Below are 1,738 nucleotides of genomic sequence, written 5' to 3'. Positions count from 1 at the left end.
GGCTGGCGGCCCGCTGCGCGAGGTGGTCGTCATCACCGACCTCGCCGCGGATCCCGCGGCGCTTGCCGCGCTGCAGGCGGCCCGCGCCGTGGCCCTCGGGGTCTACATCGCCCGCGATCTGGTGAACACGCCGAGTCTGGTGAAGTCGCCGGAATGGCTCGCCGACCGGGCCGTGCGCATTGCGACCGCAGCCGGCCTCACCGCGACGGTGCTCGGCCCGCGGGAACTGGCCGAACAGGGCTTCGGCGGGCTGCGGGCCGTGGGCCAGGGTTCGCCGCGCCCGCCGCGGCTGGTCCGGATCGAGTACGACGGGGCTGGTGTCGCCCGTCATCGGGTTCTCGTCGGTAAGGGCATCACGTTCGACTCGGGCGGCCTCTCGCTGAAGCCGGCCGTGTCGATGATCGGGATGAAGACCGACATGGCCGGCGCGGCCGCGGTCCTGGGGACGATGACCGCGCTGCCGGCGCTCGGCGTGCCCGGCCGGGTGACCGGCCTGCTCTGCATCGCCGAGAACATGATCGGCGGCAACGCCATGCGGCCCGGCGACGTCATCACCTGCTGGGGCGGCACGACGGTCGAGGTGCTCAACACCGACGCCGAGGGGCGCCTGGTCCTCGCGGACGGCCTCGCCTACGCGGCGGGCGAGCTCGGCGCCGACGTCGTCGTCGACCTCGCCACCCTCACCGGGGCGATCACCGTCGCGCTTGGCCGGCGCACCGCGGGCCTGTTCAGCTCCGACGACGATCTCGCCGGAGAGTTGGCCATCGCGGCCGAATCCGCCGGGGAGCGGGTGTGGCGGCTGCCGCTCACCGAGGACTACCGGCCGGCGATCGACTCGCCGGTCGCGGACCTGGCCAACATCGGCCGGGCGCTGGACGTCGGCGGCGGGTCCATCACCGCCGCGCTGTTCCTGCGCGAGTTCGCCGGGAAGCTGCCATGGGCCCACCTCGACATCGCCGGCACGGCGCGGTCCGACTCCGACGACGGCGAGCTCAGCCGGGGCGGCACGGGCTGGGGGGTTCGTACCCTGCTGCGCTGGCTGGCCGCGGACGCGACTGCCGCGGACGCGACGGCGACTGCCGGGGGCGCCGCGGGCGCCGCTGCCGCGGCGGACGTGTCAGCTCGGGTCCGGTAGCGATCGGCGGCGGCTTCACCGGATCTCACCGTGGCCGTGGCCGTGGCCGTGGCAGTGGCCACCGGTCAGAGGGCGGCGTCGGCCGAGCTCAGGTTGGTGAGCTGGCGGCGGGCCCAACGCAGGCTGTCGTGCTCCTCCATCACGGCCGGCCAGCCCGCCAGCGCCGCCTCGACCGCCTCGCGGTCCGCCACCGCGAGGATCTCGACCCGTAGCTCGTCGATGTCCGCCTGGTCGACACGGAGCTGGTCGAGGTAACGGGCGAGGATCCCGCCGGGGTGCGGCTCGCGGACCGAGTAGATCTCCCGGGTGTCCTCAACCCAGCTCAGCCGGTACGTGCTGTGGATGTCATGATGATCGGTCCACCCGTCCCCGAAGGGGACCTCGGTGGAGGCCTGCCGCCGCGCCTGTTCGCCGTAGAACTCCCGGATGTTCATGGAGCATCCTTCCCCGCGGGACGGTCCCGCGTAAACGGCCGGCTGCCGGTCTGCGGCCGGCTGCGCCGACCCCGGCGAGCCCTCCGGACCCTGGCGAGCCCTCCGGACCCTGGCGAGCCCTCCGGACCCTGGCGAGCCCTCCGGACCCTGGCGAGCCCTCCGGACCCTG

2 protein-coding genes are annotated in these 1,738 nt (G+C 74.3%); one reads left to right on the top strand and one right to left on the bottom strand.

What is annotated here, in order from left to right; genetic code table 11:
• Positions 1 to 1,135: M17 family metallopeptidase (locus ND748_RS29760; RefSeq protein WP_251749527.1), on the top strand; the 1,135-nt coding region annotated here is incomplete at its 5' end.
• Positions 1,136 to 1,200: 65 nt separating this feature from the next.
• Here the strand turns inward: ND748_RS29760 and ND748_RS29755 are convergent.
• Positions 1,201 to 1,569 carry a hypothetical protein gene (locus tag ND748_RS29755; RefSeq protein WP_251749526.1) on the bottom strand — a complete coding sequence of 123 codons (369 nt, stop codon included), beginning with the start codon at positions 1,567 to 1,569 and terminating at the stop codon, positions 1,201 to 1,203.
• Between the last annotated feature and the right edge of the window lie 169 nt (positions 1,570 to 1,738).

Source organism: Frankia sp. AiPs1, assembly GCF_023716945.1.
GTDB lineage: Bacteria > Actinomycetota > Actinomycetes > Frankiales > Frankiaceae > Frankia.
The sequence above is the reverse complement of the archived record's forward strand: the minus strand, read 5'-3'. Positions and strand labels throughout refer to the sequence as shown.